Here is a 736-nt window from a genome sequence, read left to right on the forward strand (position 1 = left end):
TGTGCTTACCGTCTGTTAGCCGAAAATCAGCCATTACCAGAATGGCACCCGTTGATTACGGGCTCGAAATCCGCAATGCACGCGGCGGGCGAAAGTGTCCGCAACAAAGTGGTGTACGAAATTGATGTGGTGGATTGGGAAGACCACATTTTGAATCACCCAAATCGCCCATAGCCAAATTGAAACAAGCCTTTTACCAACAGTGAAAGGCTTGTTTGCTTTTAGGGTCAATAAAAGACCGGATTCTCATAAGTGATGACAAAACGACGGTCATTGTTGAACTCTGACGCTTAATTAACTAAATGCTGCTCGGTTTGCAATTTAGTGATGTAAACTTAGGGCATATCATTTCAAGGCTTTACATTCCGATTCTTGATCGCTCCGATCGGGATTCGTTTCCTACGAGGTAAAAATGACGTTTCATTTCCCCCTGAAAAATCGCCAGACACCTTGGGTAGCGATATTCGCTTTATTCATCACGATGATGACCCCTATTTTTGTGCAAGCCACAGAAAGCACAGAGCCTCCTATTATCTCTGAAGCAGAAGCTTCTATAGATAGCTTGAACATCGACATTGTCGATTTATCGCAAAGCCTATCGCAAACGGCCGGTGACGAGCGCGATGCGCTTCAGCTACAACTTTTCCAAAAAAATGAAGAGTTGAGAAATCAATTAGCGTCCGCGATTGAGCGTGAGTCCATCCCTCGTGACAAGCTGATTAAGCTCGTCAAAACG

1 pseudogene is annotated in these 736 nt (G+C 44.8%); it reads left to right on the top strand.

The features are described from left to right. Window positions 1-412: 412 nt before the first annotated feature. Window positions 413-736: pseudogene (locus R7R24_RS26660) on the top strand (mechanosensitive ion channel protein MscS); the annotation flags it as partial.

This window comes from Vibrio sp. 704, assembly GCF_033339295.1.